The 16725-nt window shown below is 72.2% G+C and carries 21 protein-coding genes; 12 read left to right on the top strand and 9 right to left on the bottom strand.

Annotation, left to right across the window (positions count from 1 at the left end):
- The first annotated feature begins 44 nt into the window (after positions 1-44).
- From Nocox_RS02835 to Nocox_RS02825, 3 genes are read left to right on the top strand one after another with little or no spacing between them, the layout of a single operon-like run.
- Positions 45-998, top strand: coding sequence for a helix-turn-helix domain-containing protein (locus Nocox_RS02835; protein ID WP_020543360.1), 954 nt, complete (start codon positions 45-47; stop codon positions 996-998).
- Between the two features lie 18 nt (positions 999-1016).
- The gene (locus Nocox_RS02830) at positions 1017-1424 is read left to right on the top strand and encodes a PPOX class F420-dependent oxidoreductase (protein ID WP_020543359.1); all 408 of its coding nucleotides are present in this window, start codon (positions 1017-1019) and stop codon (positions 1422-1424) included.
- A gap of 15 nt (positions 1425-1439) precedes the next feature.
- Complete coding sequence (locus Nocox_RS02825; protein ID WP_020543358.1) at positions 1440-1742, top strand: SCO4225 family membrane protein; 303 nt, start codon at positions 1440-1442, stop codon at positions 1740-1742.
- A gap of 77 nt (positions 1743-1819) precedes the next feature.
- Here the strand turns inward: Nocox_RS02825 and Nocox_RS02820 are convergent, their stop codons facing one another.
- Positions 1820-2635 (bottom strand): GNAT family N-acetyltransferase, encoded by an 816-nt coding sequence (locus Nocox_RS02820; RefSeq protein ID WP_020543357.1) that lies wholly within the window; start codon positions 2633-2635, stop codon positions 1820-1822.
- Between the two features lie 33 nt (positions 2636-2668).
- Positions 2669-3073 (bottom strand): MerR family transcriptional regulator, encoded by a 405-nt coding sequence (locus tag Nocox_RS02815; protein WP_033409113.1) that lies wholly within the window; start codon positions 3071-3073, stop codon positions 2669-2671.
- A 49-nt stretch (positions 3074-3122) separates the two neighbouring features.
- Between Nocox_RS02815 and Nocox_RS02810 the strand changes: the two genes are divergently transcribed.
- Together Nocox_RS02810 and Nocox_RS02805 are read left to right on the top strand one after the other, a co-directional pair.
- A complete protein-coding gene (locus Nocox_RS02810; protein WP_020543355.1) occupies positions 3123-4172 on the top strand; it encodes an aldo/keto reductase in 1050 nt (349 codons plus the stop codon).
- A 22-nt stretch (positions 4173-4194) separates the two neighbouring features.
- Entirely contained in the window at positions 4195-4632 is a 438-nt protein-coding gene (locus tag Nocox_RS02805) for an NUDIX domain-containing protein (protein ID WP_020543354.1), read from the top strand.
- A gap of 4 nt (positions 4633-4636) precedes the next feature.
- On the opposite strand, the gene Nocox_RS02800 is transcribed toward Nocox_RS02805, so the two are convergent.
- On the bottom strand, positions 4637-5461 hold the full coding sequence (locus tag Nocox_RS02800) for a helix-turn-helix domain-containing protein (protein ID WP_026214367.1): 825 nt from the start codon (positions 5459-5461) through the stop codon (positions 4637-4639).
- Positions 5462-5769: 308 nt separating this feature from the next.
- Here Nocox_RS02800 and Nocox_RS02795 point away from each other — a divergent pair, with 308 nt between their 5' ends.
- Positions 5770-6159, top strand: coding sequence for a hypothetical protein (locus Nocox_RS02795; protein ID WP_020543353.1), 390 nt, complete (start codon positions 5770-5772; stop codon positions 6157-6159).
- Between the two features lie 66 nt (positions 6160-6225).
- Here the strand turns inward: Nocox_RS02795 and Nocox_RS02790 are convergent, their stop codons facing one another.
- A complete protein-coding gene (locus Nocox_RS02790; protein WP_020543352.1) occupies positions 6226-7098 on the bottom strand; it encodes a sigma-70 family RNA polymerase sigma factor in 873 nt (290 codons plus the stop codon).
- Between the two features lie 95 nt (positions 7099-7193).
- Here Nocox_RS02790 and Nocox_RS02785 point away from each other — a divergent pair, with 95 nt between their 5' ends.
- Together Nocox_RS02785 and Nocox_RS02780 are read left to right on the top strand one after the other, a co-directional pair.
- On the top strand, positions 7194-7607 hold the full coding sequence (locus Nocox_RS02785) for a VOC family protein (protein ID WP_026214366.1): 414 nt from the start codon (positions 7194-7196) through the stop codon (positions 7605-7607).
- 128 nt (positions 7608-7735) lie between these two features.
- The gene (locus tag Nocox_RS02780; RefSeq protein ID WP_020543350.1) at positions 7736-7930 is read left to right on the top strand and encodes a hypothetical protein; all 195 of its coding nucleotides are present in this window, start codon (positions 7736-7738) and stop codon (positions 7928-7930) included.
- A gap of 46 nt (positions 7931-7976) precedes the next feature.
- Here Nocox_RS02780 and Nocox_RS02775 read toward each other — a convergent pair whose 3' ends face one another.
- Entirely contained in the window at positions 7977-8378 is a 402-nt protein-coding gene (locus tag Nocox_RS02775; protein WP_020543349.1) for a YybH family protein, read from the bottom strand.
- Positions 8379-8531: 153 nt separating this feature from the next.
- Here Nocox_RS02775 and Nocox_RS02770 point away from each other — a divergent pair, with 153 nt between their 5' ends.
- Positions 8532-8831, top strand: coding sequence for a winged helix-turn-helix transcriptional regulator (locus tag Nocox_RS02770; RefSeq protein WP_211212674.1), 300 nt, complete (start codon positions 8532-8534; stop codon positions 8829-8831).
- A 20-nt stretch (positions 8832-8851) separates the two neighbouring features.
- Here Nocox_RS02770 and Nocox_RS02765 read toward each other — a convergent pair whose 3' ends face one another.
- Together Nocox_RS02765 and Nocox_RS02760 are read right to left on the bottom strand one after the other, a co-directional pair.
- Positions 8852-12253 (bottom strand): tetratricopeptide repeat protein, encoded by a 3402-nt coding sequence (locus Nocox_RS02765; RefSeq protein ID WP_157383068.1) that lies wholly within the window; start codon positions 12251-12253, stop codon positions 8852-8854.
- On the bottom strand, positions 12250-12666 hold the full coding sequence (locus Nocox_RS02760) for a hypothetical protein (RefSeq protein WP_020543345.1): 417 nt from the start codon (positions 12664-12666) through the stop codon (positions 12250-12252). Before Nocox_RS02760 ends, Nocox_RS02765 begins: the two co-directional genes overlap by 4 nt.
- Before the next feature lie 108 nt (positions 12667-12774).
- On the opposite strand from Nocox_RS02760, the gene Nocox_RS02755 reads away from it, so the two are divergent.
- On the top strand, positions 12775-14547 hold the full coding sequence (locus tag Nocox_RS02755; protein ID WP_157383067.1) for a hypothetical protein: 1773 nt from the start codon (positions 12775-12777) through the stop codon (positions 14545-14547).
- A 25-nt stretch (positions 14548-14572) separates the two neighbouring features.
- Here the strand turns inward: Nocox_RS02755 and Nocox_RS02750 are convergent, their stop codons facing one another.
- Positions 14573-15127, bottom strand: coding sequence for a winged helix-turn-helix transcriptional regulator (locus Nocox_RS02750; protein WP_211212673.1), 555 nt, complete (start codon positions 15125-15127; stop codon positions 14573-14575).
- An 86-nt stretch (positions 15128-15213) separates the two neighbouring features.
- Between Nocox_RS02750 and Nocox_RS02745 the strand changes: the two genes are divergently transcribed.
- Together Nocox_RS02745 and Nocox_RS02740 are read left to right on the top strand one after the other, a co-directional pair.
- Positions 15214-15915 carry an SDR family oxidoreductase gene (locus Nocox_RS02745; RefSeq protein ID WP_026214365.1) on the top strand — a complete coding sequence of 234 codons (702 nt, stop codon included), beginning with the start codon at positions 15214-15216 and terminating at the stop codon, positions 15913-15915.
- A 31-nt stretch (positions 15916-15946) separates the two neighbouring features.
- Entirely contained in the window at positions 15947-16372 is a 426-nt protein-coding gene (locus tag Nocox_RS02740) for a tautomerase family protein (RefSeq protein WP_020543341.1), read from the top strand.
- A 29-nt stretch (positions 16373-16401) separates the two neighbouring features.
- On the opposite strand, the gene Nocox_RS02735 is transcribed toward Nocox_RS02740, so the two are convergent.
- On the bottom strand, positions 16402-16704 hold the full coding sequence (locus Nocox_RS02735; protein WP_020543340.1) for a hypothetical protein: 303 nt from the start codon (positions 16702-16704) through the stop codon (positions 16402-16404).
- Positions 16705-16725: the final 21 nt, after the last annotated feature.

Here is a 16725-nt window from a genome sequence, read left to right as displayed (position 1 = left end):
ACCGCACGAGCGTCCGGAACGACATGATGCGTACAATTCCGGACGTGAGCACAGTAGCGATAGCCGTCGCCGACGGGATCCTGCACTTCGAGCTGGCCCTGGCGTACGAGCTGTTCAGCGGCTCGCCGCCGATCCCGGTCAGCCACTGGTACGAGCCGGTCATCTGCGGCGCCGCCCCCGTCCGCGCCGACGGCCGTTTCCTGCTCGAACCCGACTGCGGGCTCGACCGGCTCGCCGGCGCCGACACCGTGATCGTCCCCGGCTGGGCCGAGGTCGACGTGGACCCGCCGGCCGACCTCGTGGCCGCCGTCCGCGCCGCGTACGACGCGGGCGCGCGGGTCGCCTCGCTCTGCACGGGCGCGTTCGTGCTGGCCGCCGCCGGGCTGCTCGACGGGCGGCGCGCCACCACGCACTGGGCGCACGCCGAGGCGCTGGCCGCCCGCCACCCCCGCGTCGAGGTCGACGCGGACGTCCTCTACGTGGACGAGGGCGACGTGCTCACCTCCGCGGGCAAGGCCGCCGCCCTGGACCTGTGCCTGCACCTCGTCCGCCGCGACCACGGCTCGGCCGTCGCCAACGCGATCGCCCGGCGGCTGGTCGTCGCGCCGCACCGGCCCGGCGGCCAGGCCCAGTTCGTCGCCACGCCCGTGCCGGAGCCGGACGGCCACCCGCTCGGCGAGCTGCTCGGCTGGACGGTCGAGCACCTGGACCAGCCCCTGACCGTGGAGGACCTCGCCCGCCGGGCGAACCTCAGCTCCCGCCACCTCGGCCGCCACTTCAGGTCGATGACCGGCACCACCCCGCTCCAGTGGCTGCACACCCAGCGGATCCGGCGCGCCCAGGAGCTCCTGGAGACCACGGACGACAGCGTGGACTCCATCGCGGCGGCCACCGGCATGGGCACGGCGGCCACGCTCCGCCGCCACTTCAACCGCACGGTCGGCGTCCCGCCCGACGCCTACCGCCGCACCTTCCGCAGCCGCCGGGCCGCCGGCTGAGCGCGTACGCTGCCGATCATGACCGTTCCGCTCAGCGACGCCGTCCGGCGGCTCCTCGACGCGCCCAACGTCGGCGTCCTCGCCACCGTCAACCCCGACGGCAGTCCGCAGACCTCCGCCGTCTGGATCGGCACCGACGGCGACGACGTCGTCATCTCCTCCCAGGCCGGCCGGCGCAAGATCCGCAATCTCGAACGCGACCCGCGCGCCAGCCTGTGCGTCTTCGACCTCGCCGACACCGAGCGCTACGTCGAGGTCCGCGGCACGGCCGAGGTCACCGTGGACGAGGGGCGGCGGCTCGCGGTGCTCCTGGCCGAGCGCTACGAGGGCGAGGGAGCCGGCGAGGAGTACCTCCGGCTCCCTCCGGAGGCCGTCCGCGTCGTCATCCGCCTCACCCCGCAGCGCGTGCTGGGGAATGTGACCTGAGCTAGCGTGGGGGGCGTGAGGCGTTACCGCAACGGCCGCCTGGCGGCGGTCCTCGCCGGCGCGTACGCCGCGCTGGTGGTGCTCCTCGGCGTCGTCTCGACGGTGATCCTGCTGACCGTCCCGGACCCGATCCTGGTGACCGGCGTCGCCCTCATGATCGTCACCTTCCCCCTCGGGCCGCTCGTGTGGTGGGCCTGGGACGCGGTCCCGTCCGGGCTCGCGGACCCCGTCCTGCTGATCGTGGTCCTCACCGCCGTGGGGGTGCTGCAGGCGTACCTGCTCTGGCGCGTCACCCGCGGCCCGGCGGCGGAAGGATAAGGCTCTCGGGAAGCCCGGACCTCGGCGGCTGCGCGCCGTCCGGAGCCATCTCCCTTCTCCCGCGTCCGCCCGGGGGTTCAGGCCGGTCGGCCGGCTCGGACCCGGTCGTGGTGCTCGCGGACGACGGTGAAGCCGGCCGATCGGTACAACGCCACGGCGGCCTCGTTGGCGGCCGGTGTCGCGACGGCGACCGCGCTCGCGCCGCGCCGGGCCAGGGCAGCGCACGCGCCGAGCACGGCGTCGCGGCCGTAGCCGTGCCCGCGGTGGTCGGGGTGGGTGCCGACCGGCTCAAGCAGCCCGCATCTGCCCGCGCCGGCCAGCCAGCCGGTCGCGGCGGCGGCGGGCTCGCCTCCGGGCGTGCGGACGAGCGTCTCCACGGCCAGCGCGCCCGCCGGCGACCGCTTCATGGCGTGCCACCGCTCGACGGTGAACGTGGAGCCCTCGAACGCGGCCCGCTGCACCAGCACCCGATCGGCCGCGTCGTCCGCACCGACCTCGCCGGCCCGCTCGGCGCGGTCCGGCACCGGGCGCGGCGTCCACGACATGACGAGCCAGGGCGCGCCCTGGTCGAGCTCCCATCCGGGCATCGGCAGCCCGTCGCACCAGTCGTCGCCGGGCCCCAGCACCTCCTCGGCGTCGGCCGCGATCGCACCCACGTCGGCGCCGGGCGCGGCCGTCACGCGCAGCACGGGACCGTCGAGAAAGCCGACCGCCACCGGCGTCCCGTCATCGAGCCAGAGCAGCACGGCCGCGTCGTCGAAGCGCAGGTACCATCCCACGTCCCCGGGATGCAGGCTGCCGCCCGGCACGTCGGCGGGCGTCCACGCGGACAGCGCCCGCAGCGCCGGGCCGGTCTCCGCGGAGGTCAGGCGGCGGCGTACGAGCGAAGGCATGGCCGGCAGCCTAGCCAGGCCGTCCGGCTCCGTTCAAAGGGTTTGATCAGCGCAGTCGGGGACGTGGTCCCGCAGGCCCAGACGGCTCTCGTAGATCCCCACCTTGTGGGTGATCAGCTTGAGGCATTCGTCGAGTTCGTGCCTCTGGGTGAGGACCCGTTCCCGGTGTTCGCGGAGCACTTCCAGCCGTTCGGCCTCGTTGCCCTGGCCCGCCCTGACGAGCTCGGTGTAGCGCCGGATGTCGGTCAGGGGCATGCCGGAGGCGCGGAGCCGGATGCACACGCCCAGCCAGCCGACGTCGTCCTCGTCGTAGACCCGGTGCCCGGCGGGTCCGCGCCGTACCGGCTGGGCCAGCAGCCCCTCCCGCTCGTAGAAGCGGAGGGTGTGCACGCTGAGCCCGGTGCGTTCGGCGACCTGGCCGATGCTCAAACCCGACATGTCGTTGAGTTTGCCTTAGAGCCGACTCTAGGTTCTACGGTTCCGGACCATGAGATATCGCATCCTCGGCGGCACCGGCATCGAGGTCAGCACCTACTGCCTCGGCACCATGATGTTCGGCGCGGCCGGCAACCCCGACCACGACGACAGCATCCGCATCATCCACGCCGCGCTCGACCACGGCATCAACTTCGTCGACACCGCCGACATGTACTCCGCGGGCGAGTCGGAGGAGATCGTGGGCAAGGCGCTGCAGGGCCGGCGGGACGAGGTGGTGCTGGCGACCAAGGTGCACTTCCCGATGGGCGAGGGGCCCAACCGGGGCGGCAACTCGCGGCGCTGGATCATCCGGGAGGTCGAGGCGAGCCTCAAGCGGCTGCGTACCGACTGGATCGACCTCTACCAGATCCACCGCCCCGACCACCGTACGGACATCGAGGAGACCCTCTCCGCGCTGACCGACCTGGTGCGCCAGGGCAAGATCCGGGCCTTCGGCAGCTCGGCCTTCCCCGCGCACGAGACGGTCGAGGCCTACCACGTGGCCCGGCAGCGCGGCCTGTACCGGTTCCGGACCGAGCAGCCGCCGTACAACATCCTCGCCCGCGGCATCGAGGGCGACGTCCTCCCCACGGCGCAGCGGCTCGGCATGGGCGTGCTCACGTACAGCCCGCTGGGCTGGGGGTTCCTGACCGGCCGTTACCGCAAGGGCCGGGAGGTCGACATGTCGCAGGGCCGCGCCGCGCGGGCTCCCGAACGGTTCGACCCGTCGATCCCGGTCAACGCGGCCAAACTGGAGGTCGTCGAAGGGCTGGTGAAGCTGGCGGACGAGCTGGGCCGCACCCTGCCCGAACTGGCCGTCGCCTTCGCCGCCTCCCATCCGGCGGTCACCTCGGTCATCCTCGGCCCGCGGACGATGGAACAGCTCGACGGCCTGCTGAAGGGCGCGTCGCTGATGCTCGACGACGCCGTCCTCGACCGGATCGACGAGCTCGCGCCGCCCGGCACCAACGTCTACCAGCCGGTCGCCCTCTGGAGCCCCGCGCCGCTGACCGACCCCGCCCTGCGCCGCCGCCCGCCCGGCGACCGCGCCGCGAGCTGACCGCGACCGGTACCGTGCTCCCATGAAGGTGCGCGTCACCGGCGTGGTCATCGAGGACGGCCGCATCCTGCTGCTGGACCAGGACACCGGTGACGGCCGCTCGTGGTCCCTGCCGGGCGGGAAGGTCGAGCCGGGCGAGCCGATCGGCGACGCCCTGGTCCGGGAGCTGCGCGAGGAGACGGGCCTCGACGTCCGGCCCGGCCGGCTGCTGTACGTGTGCGACCACCTGCCCGGCGACGGCGCCCACGTCATCCACCTGACGTTCGAGGCCGCCAGGATCGGCGGAGACGTGGGCGCCGTCGCCGAGGGCGCCGACACCACGCCCATCCGCGGCGTCAGGTTCGTGCCGCTGACCGGCCTGACGGCGCTCGGCTTCTCTCCGCGCTTCGTTCAGCTGGCGCGGGACGGCTGGCCCGGCGCCGGCTCCTACATGGGCGCCAAGGCCAACATCGGCCTGTGACCCCTCAGAAGGCGCGCGTGTCGTCCTGGGTGGACACGTACTGTTCCAGGGCCGTGCCGCAGGCCCAGAGCTGGTCGAAGTAGCCGACGAAATAACGCAGGAACTCGACGCTGTCCACCCGGAACCCGCTCAGCTCCTGACTGGCGACCCCGGAGAAAGCGAGAAAAGCGGCGGAGTCGTCGAACAGCGCCATGTTGATGCCGTCCGCGTCCAGCTCCCACCGAATGACCCGGGCATCATAGTTACGAATATCCTTGGTGTCCTCGTAATGGCGGCGCACCCAGTCCCGCATTCCGCGGTTGGAGATGCCGATGATACGCCGCACGGACCGCGCCCCTGGCCGGCGGGCCCAATCAAGCACTGCGGCGAAATAGGCGGCGGCGGCTTCGCTGGTGTAATGGTCCGGCGGTCGCCGCCGCACGTACGTCACCAGAATACGGCTGTGCGTGGCCCGGACCCGCTCGGCCGCGTTGAGATAGAACTGCTCATTGTCGAGATACCAGGCGGGCCGCAGGACGCTCGACTCGGGAACAGCCGGCTCGGGCGTGAAGACCACGCCGTCCGAACGGCTCTCCCGGTCCGCCTGAATCCATCTCCTGCGCCATTCCGCCTCTTCTCCCCCGCATGCCCTGACGAAAGCGCGGGTGTGCTCCCATGACGGGAAACGGTGGCCGTTGAGTATGGCGGAGACCGTCGCGTGGGAGCAGTGCATCGCGGCCGCCAGCACCTGCTGGGTCGGCTTGCCCGCCGCGCGGTGCAGGTCCTGCAGCTCCAGGGCGAAGCGCTCCCGGGGGACCGAGGGGTCGAGCCGGCGTTGCGGAGATGGCATGGGCGTGACCTCGGCTGAAGAGTTGGCCTTACGCCATCATCGCATCTCCGTTCGTTCTTGTCCGCCGCTGTTCGCGGATTTTCGCCTGTCCGTCGACGACCGGCAGGTTCGATCATCTTTCGCACTTGTCGCCGTTGTGGACAGGCCCAAGACCGGAACGCTAAACCTGAGTTCACGGAGTCACGGAGAGGCGGTGATCGGGAAATGTAACGCTAAATCGCTCACGCATTCAAAAAAAGATCGGGCCACCACTTCGACCTAGGCAAGGACGAGAAGTGATGGCCCGTATGGACACGGTAAGGAGCACCATGCCTCACCAGAAGAGAGTACGCCATCGCGTCGCCGATCTGGTCAAGAAGCGTCCGGGGATCATCGGGGCCCTGTTCACCACCGTGATCGTCATGAACGGCACCGTGGCGACGGTGTGCGGCATCGCGATCGGGCTCGCCGTGGCGGTTTTCCTGTGCTCCGTCTCGGCGCTGCTGTGCCGGGCGGTGCTGAAGCCCGACGACCGGTGCTTCGAGCGGACCGTCTACCTGCTCAAGCTGGTGTGTCTCTACGGCCCGCGAGCGCTCCTCGCCGAGCCCAGCGACCGGGTGACGGACGCCTTCATCTCGGCCGTGGCCGTCGAACCGCCCCCGTCCCGGATGCCCCACTGCCCCGAGTGCCTGCTGCACGGCGAGGGCCTGAAGCACTGACGTCCCGGTCCCGTGGCACGGACGGCCCAGCGACGGCGCAGGACCGGAGCCTGGGATCCGGGCCGGTCAACGGCGCTCCTGGTCGCCGCCCGCGAGAATGACGATGTCGAGGTCGCGGAGCCGAAGGGGGTCGGTGTCGATGTCGATGCGGCTGATCCTCCCGTCGGTGACGGTGAACGTGAGGACGGCCTTCGGCCGGCCGAGGTGCGACCAGACGGCCGCCGGTACGCCGTCGACCAGGGCGAGCCTGGCGGCCTGAGCCCGTCCCGAGAAGAAGGCCGCCACGTCGCGGCCACCCCGGACCTCGCCGACCACGGCGTCCGGATCGAGCAGGTCGAGCAGCGCGGCGAAGTCCCCGCCCCTGGCGGCGGCGAGAAACGCCTCGACGAGCTCCCGCTTCGCCGACCGCGCGGCGTCGGACGCCCCTGCCGCTCCCTGCACCCGCCGCCGGGCCCGGCTGGCGAGCTGCCTGGCCGCCGCCGGGGACCGGTCGATGATGGCGCCGATCTCGCCGAACGACACGGCGAAGACGTCGTGCAGCACGAACGCGAGCCGCTCGGCGGGAGTCAGCGCGTTCAGCACCACCATGAGCGCGACCCCGACGGAGTCGGCCAGCAGCGCCTCGTCCTCGGGACCGGCCTGACCGGCGGGCCGGGTGCTCGCGTGCGCCGCGTCCGGCTCGGGCGGCAGCGCCCCGGCCGCGTCCTCACGCCGGGTCCTGCGCGCCTCCAGCATGTTGAGACAGACCCGGGCGACGACCGTGGTCAGCCACCCTCCCGGGTTCTCTATCCGGCCGGTGCCCGCGCGACTGACCCGCAGCCATGCCTCCTGCACCGCGTCCTCGGCCTCGCCTGCCGAACCGAGCATCCGATAGGCCACCGCACGCAGGCGGTCCTGGTGCTCGGCGAACCGTTCGCTCACCCAGTCCTGCTCGACCATCTGTCACATTCCTTCGTCTAGCCGGTCATAACAGTTGACCGGCGTACCGACGCCGATGTGACACCTCACCTCAAGCACCACAAGGAGACAAGACGTTGAAGGCACACGTGAGCTCGATCCTCCTCGGCGTCCGGGACATGGAGGCGTCCAAGCGGTTCTACACGGAGGGGCTCGGCTGGAAGATCAAGGACGACTACGGCATCTCGGTGTTCTTCGCGTCGGACGGAGCCTCGCCTGTCGGCTTCTACGGCCGCGAGGGCCTGGCCGACCAGGTGGGCGTCAGCCCCGAGGGCAGCGGCTTCAGCGGACTGGTGCTGACGTACGTCGTCCGCAGCGAGGCCCGGGTCGACGAGATCATGGCGGAGGCCGGGAAGGCCGGCGCCACGATACTCAAGCCCGCAGGTCCCCTGTCCTGGGGCGGGTACGGCGGTTCGTTCGCGGACCCGGACGGCTACGTCTGGAACCTCGGCTACAGCGCCCGGGGAGAGGACCAGCCCTACGCCGAGTAGCCGCCGGGAATCGGCCAGAACCTCAGCAGCCACGTCCCCTCACACCCGCCCCCGGCATACCCGTCGCCGGGGGTGGGGCTCACGTAGGTGCATGTCCACGCCGGCTGGCGCTCGGCCTCCGCTCGGCGATGCTGCCCGACGCGATGGCCGTCGCCGAGATCGGCGAGTCGTGGCGGCACCTGGAGACCGCACTCATGCTGGGGCTCTGGGCGGTCGCCGGGTTCCTGCCGGCTCCCCTGGTGCTGCGCCGCATGGCCCGCCGCCAGTCGGGCTCGGCCGTCGAGGAGCAGCGCCGCAAGGCCGCGCAGCAGCGTACGACGTGACCGGCGCGGGGGCGGAGGACCGCGGGCACGGGGGCACCCCTACTGGTCAAGGTCCTTCGGCGACTCCCCCCTTCACGCCGAACGGGTTGTCGATGGCGTAGCGCCAACGCCCGTCCTGCCCGCGCAGGGCGACATCGGTGGCGGTGCCCTCGATGTGGACGGGGCGGCCGTCAGGATCCGTGCCGTCGATGACCCAGTCGACGATCAGCAGGGCGATGTCGCCGGCCGTGTAGACGTGTCGGGGTCGAACGGTGATCGGCAGTCCGAGGTTCATGAAGCGCTCGTTGGCGGCACGGGCCTCCTGCCCGGTCAGCGGTGTGCCCGGCTCCGCGACGAACACCGCCCCGCTCTCGTAGACCTCCGCCATCGCCTCCGCGTCACCACTGTTGAACCGCTCGGCGAACACCGTGGGCACGTCCTCGGGACGTTCAGCCAGTTGCCGCGTCATCGATGCACGTCCTTTCAGCAGGTAGAAATTCAGTCAGACGCGGCAACGCCGGGAGGCGCCTTCGTGACTCACCAAACGGTTGGCCACCGGGCCAGGCCCGGCTTGCCCGACGACCCTCTCGCCAAGGTCACCGAACCCGCCCCCTCCTGCCCGGTGGAGATCACCCTCTCGGCCCTGCACGGCCGCTGGACCACCCTGGTGATCCGCGAACTCCTGCAAGGCGCTCGCACGTTCACCGAACTCCGCCATGCCCTGCCCGCGCTGTCGGACAAGGTCCTGTCCGATCGGCCGGCGCACCTGACGGAAGCCGGTGTGCTCGATCGCCGCCGTCAGCCTGGCTGGCCGCCCCGGGTCCACTACACGCTCACCTCTCACGGGCGCCGCCTCGGCCCTGTGCTGCAAGCCCTGTGGGACTGGGGCGCGGCGGTGACCGCGTCCCCACCGGAGAGCTGACCCCATGGGGGCGTACGGGATCAGCCGGCGGCAGGCGGCAGGGCGCGGCCCGAGCGCTCGGCCTTCGCGTACTGGTCCACGAGCTTGCTGTACGTGGTGGACGGGAGGGCCGGACCGCCCTGGCGCAGGGCGTCCAGGAAGGCTCGGGTGGCCTCGGTGATGTGGTGGGCGGGGCCCAGGACGCGCAGGCAGTCGTCGAAGAGCGCGGCGAAGGCGGCGAGGCCGTCGGCCGGGGCGCGGTCGCGCCGGGCCCGCACCTCGGCCAGGCAGCCGCGGACCATGAGCGAGCCGAAGTGGTCGGGCCCCCAGATCCGCAGGGCCACCGGCAGCAGGTCCTCGTACACGGTGACCGACCCGGCGAAGTCCTCGCTGTCCGCGAGCAACTGGGCGTAGGTGGCGCGGACGGGCAGGGTCTCGATGTGGTCGGGCGGCATGATCCGCTGGTAGCCGAGCAGCAGCTCGCGGCACTCCTCGGCCGCCGCGGCCGGCTCACCGGCCTCCCCCCGGCAGTCGAGCAGGCGGCCGCGCATGCCGAGCGTACGCGGATGGTCCGGGCCCAGCACCCGCTCGCAGTCCGCGATCAGCTCCTGGTAGACCGGGATCATCGTGCCGGCCTCCGCCTCGCTGGAGCGGCAGTCGGCCGAGGCGCTGCGCAGCCAGAGGGTGTCCGGGTGGTCCGGGCCCAGCACCTGGCCGTGGATGGAGATCAGGTCCTCGTACACCGCGAGGGCCCCGGCCGTGTCGCCCGTCGCGTCCAGTTTCTCGGCGAGCAACCTGCGGGCGTCCAAGGTCTCCGGATGGTGCGGCCCCAGCACCCGGGTCATGTCCTCCTGCAGGTCGCGGAGGTCGGCGACCGCGCCGGCGTAGTCACCCGCCTCGCCACGCCAGTCGGCCAGGTCCGCGCGCACCGCCAGGGTGAGGAGGTGCTCAGGGCCCAGGGCCCGCCGGCAGTCGGCGAGCAGCACGGCGACCTCCTCGGCTGTCCGGCCCGGGTCACCGATCACTCCCTCGATCTTGAGAAGGTAACGGCGGGACTCCAGCACCTGGGGGTGGTCGGGGCCCAGGAGCGCGCGCATGGAGGCGACGTTCTCCGCCAGGACCTCGGCGGCGGTGACCGGATCGCTCTCCACCAGCGCGTGCTGCCACATCAGGTGCACGGTACGGTTGCCGGCGACGAGCGGGTGCTCGGGCCCGAACAGCTGCTCCAGCAGGTGGGCCGACTCGCTCAGGCCGGCCGGTGCCGCGGTGGCGTCTCCCGCCTCGTTCCGCAGGAGTCCCAGGGTGTAGCGGGCCCGGGAGACGTCGATGTGGTGGGCCCCCAGGACCCGTACCGCGTCGTCGATCATGGCCTCCAGGTCCGCGGCGGCCCCGGCCGGATCTCCGGCGGCCGCGCGCCAGTCGGCCAGTTCGTGCCGCACCAGCAGAGTGCGGTAGTCGTCATGACCGAACGCCGCCAGGTGCTCGTCCAGCAGCTCCGCGAACCGGTCGCGGGCCCCGACGGGGTCGCCCGCCTGGCCTCGCAGGCGCGCGAGCTTGCCGCGGATGTTCAGGGTCATGTCGTCGAGCGGCCCGAGGTGCGTCAGGCAGTCGCCGAGCAGCTCCTCGTACAGGGCGGCGGCGCGCGGCTCGTCTCTCATGTCGTCGTGCAGGGCGGCGATCCGGGAGCGGACCTCGAGGGTGCGGCGGTCGTACGCGCCCCGCACGCGCAGGTGGCCGACGAGCAGGTCCTCGTAGTCGGCTAGCGCACCGGCCAGGTCGCCCCCACCGGCCCGGACGTCGGCGAGGTTGCCGCGGGCGGCGAAGGTGGCGAGGTCGTCCGGCCCGAACAGGCGGGCACAGTCCGCGGCCAGCTCCGAGTACGCCGCCACCGCCTCCGCCGGGGGCGCGGTGAACTTCAGGAAACCGATGGAGTTGGTGCGGCAGGCGAGAGTACGGGGGTGGTCGGCGCCGTACTTCCGCGCGGAGGTCGCCGCGAGCTGCCGGTAGTGGTCCATCGTCGCCTGGTAGAGCCCCGCGCGGGCGAGACTCTGGCCGGTCCTGAGCAGGACCTCGTGCACATCGTGTTCGGACCACAGCAGGTGCTCGTCATGGGAGCGCAGCGCCTCGGCGTTGGCGCGGAACCGCTGGCCGGTGGCGAAGTCGGGCTCCGTCTCCGGCCACGCCTGGAGCAGGGCGTCGGCCGCCGCCCGGACGGTCCGGGCCAGCCGTTCCGGGGGAAGCTGCTCGCGCGTGCTGCGCTGCACCAGCCCGTGGACCTGGACAGGCCGGCCCGGCGCGTGGCTGACGAGGCTGAGCCGGTGCAGCGAGCGCACCGCCCCCAGCGCGTCGGCGGCGTCCACCTCCGTCGCGGAGCCCCGACCGGCGAGGTGGTCCCGCGCGGCGGCGCTGGCGAACAGTTCGGGCGGGATGCCGTCCGGGCTGAGCACGCTGGCCAGCTCCAGCGCGGGGCGCGCCAGGCCGACGGGGTTGAGCCGGTCGGCCAGCTCGACCGAGAGGGACCAGGCCGCCGCCACGGTCACCCGCTGCTGGTCGGGCAGGGCCCCGCTCTCCGGCAGCAGGCCGTCCAGGCGGCGGGTCCGGTCGGCGAGCCGGGCCCGGTAGGCGCGGCAGCCCATGTCCTGGTCCAGCATGTACGCGCACGCCTGCGCGAGGGCCAACGGCAGCCGACCGAGAGCCTCGGCGAGTTCGGCGGCCCCGTCGAGCATCCGGGGGTCCTCCCCGAGCCGGTGGGCCAGATACGACGCGGCCTGCCGTTCGCTGAACGGCCCGAGCTCCACCAGCCTGCGGCCCTGGCTGGCGAGCGCCGCGTCCTGGCGGCGGGTGGTGACCAGGGTCGCGCTCCCGGCCCGCGCGGGGGGCCACAGGTCACGCATGTCCGCGGGCGCGCTCACATCGTCCAGCACCACCATCCAGCGGCGTTCGGTGCGCCCCAGCCAGGCCACGAACCGGGCCGCCGCCTGGTCGGCGTCGGCCACTTCGCCGGGGCAGACATCGGCGGCGGCCTCCGCGTACGCGGCGACGACGGCCTGGCGGGTGGTCGCCGGTATCCACACCAGCAGGTCGACCGCGCCGCCGGCCTGTGCGGAACGGGCCAGGTGCGCGGCCCACTGGGTCTTGCCGACCCCGCCCAGCCCGGTCAGCACGAGCGCCGCGTCCGGGGGCTCCCCGTCGGCCGAGCCGAAGGAGATCAAGGGGGCGTTCGCGCCCCGGGCATGGAACCCCTCGGCGGGCTGCGGCACGGCCCCGACCTGGTGCGGCCACCGTACCGGTTCCTGCTGTCCGTGCAGATGCACGCTGATGAACTGGTCACGAGCGGCCTGGATCACGCGGGCATGTCCGGAAGCGGTGGCCTCCAGCAGAACCTGCGGCTCTGGCTGCGGCTGTCCGGGCTCGTCCGGCCGCCGCGCCGGGGGCGCGGTCACTTCTCGTGGATGGTCTGGTCGCGGCCGGCCTGGTAGACGCGGCCGTGCCCGCTCGCGGTCGCCTTCATCACCAGCGAGCCGACCCGCTCCTGATCGGCCGGCTCCAGCGCCGGGGTGAGCACCTCGTCCAGCACCCGCCGCACCTCGCCGGCCAGCGACGGATCAGCGCGCAGCAGCTGCTGCAACCGGACCTGCCAGGACCCGGCCAGCGCCTGCTCGGTGTCGGCGTCGCCCTCCCCGCGGGCCCGCAGCACCTGCTCGCGCACCTCGACCAGCTCCGCCTCGACGACCTCGGCCTGCTCGGGCCGCACCTTGCGCCACAAGGCGACCGCGCCGTCACGAGCCGACTGCCAGGCATCGGTGGCCATGGCCGTCACCAGCGCGGTGCCGGCGGCCAGGACGATCGGATCCACATGAGCCCCTCTCGTACCGGAAGAACAGTCCTCAGGGTAATGAGAACCGCGGCACCCGGCGAGAGACAGCACAACAACGGAAACGGTGCCGCACTAAGATCGCGTCCCGTGCTCCCCGATGGTTTATGGCGAATTATCAGGACCGTTGCAGTAGCTCTGGTTCTTGCGGCGGCGGTCGCGGGCCTGGTGCTCGGCGACGCCTGGCTCTGGATGGCCGTCGTATGGTCGCCGCCGGCCTACATGGGGTTCTCCGCACCTGACGGGTTCGACACCCTGACGGTGACGGTGCTGCTCGTGGCCGCCCTGGTGAAGGCCGCGCTCCTGTGGCTGATCCTGCGCGCCCCCATGCCGGGACCGCTGGACCGCCGGGCGAGGGCGCTGCGCCTGCTGCTGTATCTGGCGGTGGCGTACAGCCTCGTGCTGTGGCTGCCGATGGCGCTGCTCCCCGACGAGGTCGACGCGGCCTTCCAGTTCGCGCTGTCGGCCGCGATCGACGTGCTCTACCTGCTCGTCATCCGCTGGCGGTCCTGGATGCTGCGTACGGCGGCCGGAGCGGCGTTCGCGGTCGAACTGGCCGGGGCGGCCGACCAGCTGCTCGACGAGCTCGACCTCCTCGAGCTCCGCTCGGGCGGCATCGTGGCGCTGGGCCTGATGCTGGGCGGGGCGGCGTCGGTCGTCCTCACGGTCGTCGGGCAGTGGCGCGACGGCCGGTGGAGCCGCGGCACGCTGATCGCCGGATGGTCGTCACTGGGCGTCTACGCGCTGGTGATCCCGCTCAACCTGCTCTTCGAGGAGATCGCCGGCGGCAGTCCGGCGATGTCCGTCGTGGTGGACACGGCAGGGCTCGTCGGCGCCGTGTGGATGGCGGCGACCGCCCGTGAGCTGCCCACCGGCGACCGCCTGGCGGACCTTCCGCCGGCGCGGCGGCGTGCGGTCCGCGTCGCGGTGGCGGCCGTGGTCGTGCTGCCGATCATCGCCATGATCTCCCCGGAGCAGTCCGCGCACCTCACCTACTCCGACCGGCTGGCGGGCTGCTACCACCGGCCCAGCTTCGGCGACCTGAGACCTGCCGAACGCGACGCCGCGTTCCTGTGCCGGGCGCGGAGCAGAGACGGCGGGGTCCCGCCCATGTTCCCGGACGACCTGTCGGACCAGGCGGTCCTCGCGTACGGGCGGGCGCTGTGCCGGGCGAAGGACCGCGACGAGCAGGAGGCGATTCTGCGGCGGGCCGGGAGCGCGCGGCCCACCTGGGGCGCCGACCCGTGGGACCTCGTCTATGTCTGCCCGGAGACCGTCGGCGCGACCCGTCCCGAACTGCTGCGGTCGACCGCGGAGACGAAGGCGGCGAACGACGCCCACCTCGCCGAGGAGAACGCGAGATGCCGCGATCCATGGCCCCGGACGAAGGGTGTCGTCCAGGCCACGGCCACCTACTTCCTGTTCGCCGACGGCGATCACGGCTATCTGGTCCACGACCCCGAGGACGCGGCCGCCGAGGAGGCGGCGGAACAGGCGGTGGACAAGCTCTACGACGACAGCGCCGGCATCGGGGTGTCCGGCAGCGCGGCGCTCGTCGGGCACGTCGAGGACGTCGCTGACCTGTGCCTGACGGTGAAGGCGCTGCGCACCGCGCCGCCGCGGCGTACGGCCGGGTGGGACCAGGTGACCGAGGTGCCGATCGTCAGCCGCACCGGCCGGCTCACCGTGCCGGAGATGGGCGAAGGCGAGGTGGGCGCGGGCGCCCCGATGCCGAACCTGGCGATCGCGGGAAAGGGCCGCTACCGGCTCCGTGTCCACGTGCGGGTCGGCGAGGCGGGGGAGGAACACCTGGTCGTCGTGTACCCCGGCGCGTCGAGGAAGAGGCTCAAGCTGAAGCCGTGAGCCCGGGGCCGGCGCGCGCTCCTCTTCAGGGCCGTCCGCCTGCGGGCTCCTCGGGATCGCGGCGTTCCCCGGTGCCGGCGCCCGAGGCGGCCAGCCGCGCGGCGACCGCGGGGTTCAGCCGGATCTCGATGTCGTCGCACGGCGTCTCCGGCGCCGCGTCGGCGGTCACGCGGACCCGTACCGGACGGCCGGTGCCGGCCTCGACGAACGACAGGGGCGGGCGGCCTTCCTGGAGGTAGGTGTCGCCCCATTGCATCAGCGACAGGAACACCGGCAGCAGGTCCTGGCCCGCCTCGGTCAGCCGGTACTCCTCCCGTGCCCGGCTGCCCGGCTCCCGGTAGAGAGCGGACGCGACGACGCCCGCGGCCTTCAGCTGTTTGAGCGCCCGGGACACCGCGGGCGCCGAGGTCCCGGTCCGCGCCACGAAGTCGTCGAACCTGGTCGTGCCGTAGAAGCACTCGCGGACCACTAGGAACACCGTCTTGGTGCTGAGCAGGTCGAGCACCCTGGCCGCCGAGCATCCGTCGCCGATCGACCACGCGTCCCGGTCGCCCAGCCGTTCCTCGAACCTCATCGCCATGCCGCCATTGTAACTAACGCTTGTGTTACCCAGCGGGATGTGTTTACATCTCACTAACGAGAACGTTAGCCAGATCGGGGAGCGTTGTGGGAGCAGTAGCGGGCAAGGTGGTCGTGGTGACCGGCGGCCGACGGGGACTCGGCGCGGCACTGGTCGACGAGGCGCTGGCGCGCGGGGCGCGGAAGGTGTACTCGACCGCGCGCTCGGCGTACGCCGACGACCGCCCGGGCGTGGTCACCGCCGAGCTGGAGGTCCGCTCGGCGGAGTCGATCGCGGCCCTCGCGGAGGCCGCGGCCGACGCCGAGATCGTGTTCAACAACGCGGGAGTCCTGCTGCCCGCCCCGCTGCTGACGGGCGACTTCGAGCGCGTCACCACGACGTTCGACGTCAACGTCTTCGGGCCGCTGCGGATCGCCCGGGCGTTCGCGCCGGTCCTGGCCGCGAACGGCGGCGGCGCGCTGGTGAACATGCACTCCGTGCTGTCCTGGCTGGCCGGCAGCGGCGCCTACGGGGCGTCCAAGGCCGCGGCATGGTCCGTCACGAACTCCCTCAGGCTCGAACTGGCCCGCCAGAACACCCACGTCGTCGGCGTGCACGCGGGGTTCATCGACACCGACATGATCTCCGCCATCGACGCGCCGAAGGCGACGCCCGCCGACGTGGCCACGCGGATCCTCGACGGCCTGGAGGCCGGGGCCACGGAGGTGCTCACCGACGAGGCGACCGTCGCCGCCAAGGCGGCCCTGTCCGGCCCCGTGGAGCGCCTGACCTTCTCAGCCACCCGCTGACATCCCCCACCATTCAGGAGGACGCACCGCCATGCCCCTGTGGACGATCCACCACACGCCCGGAATCTTCACCGACGAGGAAAAGCACCGACTCGCCGCCCACATCGCCGACCACTACGAAAAGGTCGGACTGCCCCGGTTCTACGTGGTCACCCTGTTCCACCAGACCCGGCCCGAGGACTTCTACGTCGGCGGGCAGCCCACCCCCGTCGGGGTCCGCATCACCGTCGACCACATCGCCCGCCGCAACCCCGACCAGGAGAGCCGGCGCAGGACCGCCCGCTGGATCACCAGCATGCTGCGGCCCCACCTCGAACGGCACGAGGGGCTGCACTGGGAGTTCCACGTCGACGAGACCAGCGAGGACCTCTGGATGATCAACGGCATCGCACCGCCCCCGGCAGGCTCCGACGCCGAGAAGCTCTGGGCCGAGAACAACGCCCCGTCCCCCTTCTGACCGAGCAGGGGAACCACAGCGTGTGCGGGTCAGTTCCTCGCCACAGAGATCGCCCTCCGCGAGAAGAAGGCAGCGATCAACGTGGTCGCCCCTGCGGCGACCAGGACGGTGGCGGGAATCCGAACAAGGTTCCGCACATCCTCACACCTGTTCCTGTAGTCCTGCTCCTCTCCTCTCCAGTCACGAGTCTCATCCATCATGTAGTCGGGGAGAGAGGCGGCGACGAAGGCAGAACCACACGCCTCACCTTCTGAGGTAACAGGCATCAGGCCGGCAAGCACGCCCGAGCCGATCAGCAGGAAGGCGACGAACGTGAGGAGCTTGGCAGCCATATGAACTCCTTGGCTAGGTTC

Source organism: Nonomuraea coxensis DSM 45129 (genome assembly GCF_019397265.1).
Classification (GTDB): Bacteria; Actinomycetota; Actinomycetes; order Streptosporangiales; family Streptosporangiaceae; genus Nonomuraea; species Nonomuraea coxensis.
This window is presented reverse-complemented; position numbering and strand designations above follow the sequence as displayed.